Annotated in this window: 1 protein-coding gene; it reads left to right on the forward strand. The window is 33.7% G+C overall.

Annotated elements, in window-relative coordinates:
• Positions 1–158: 158 nt before the first annotated feature.
• Positions 159–516, forward strand: a 358-nt coding sequence (locus tag ABD944_RS42305) for a globin family protein (protein WP_345187938.1), incomplete at its 3' end; no start/stop codon positions are given.

Below are 516 nucleotides of genomic sequence, written 5' to 3' on the forward strand. Positions count from 1 at the left end.
TAACTTTCTCGTTTTAGTACTTACCTCAGTATCTATCCTGCTTCATATATCATGAACGTGTTTCGGTTATAAAATTCTCAAAAAGTACATTACTTTCTGAGTTATATCATAAATAATTAGTATTAAGCTTTTTTTAAAGCATTACACGAGTTTTATCCATGAGTATTGTTACAAAGTCAATTGTAAATGCAGATGCAGAAGCAAGATATTTAAGTCCTGGGGAATTAGATAGAATTAAAAGTTTTGTTTTATCTGGACAACGTCGTTTAAGAATAGCACAAATTTTAACAGATAATCGTGAGCGTATTGTAAAGCAAGGCGGCCAACAACTGTTTCAAAAAAGACCTGATGTAGTTTCTCCTGGTGGAAATGCTTATACGAGTAGACGTATGGCTGCTTGCTTAAGAGATATGGAAATTGTGCTGAGATATGTTAGTTACGCAATGATTGCAGGAGATTCTAGCGTATTAGACGATAGATGCTTAAATGGACTTAGAGAAACTTATCAAGCTCTAG

The sequence above is a fragment of the Actinomadura verrucosospora genome, assembly GCF_039540335.1.
In the GTDB taxonomy this organism is placed as follows: domain Bacteria; phylum Actinomycetota; class Actinomycetes; order Streptosporangiales; family Streptosporangiaceae; genus Spirillospora; species Spirillospora verrucosospora.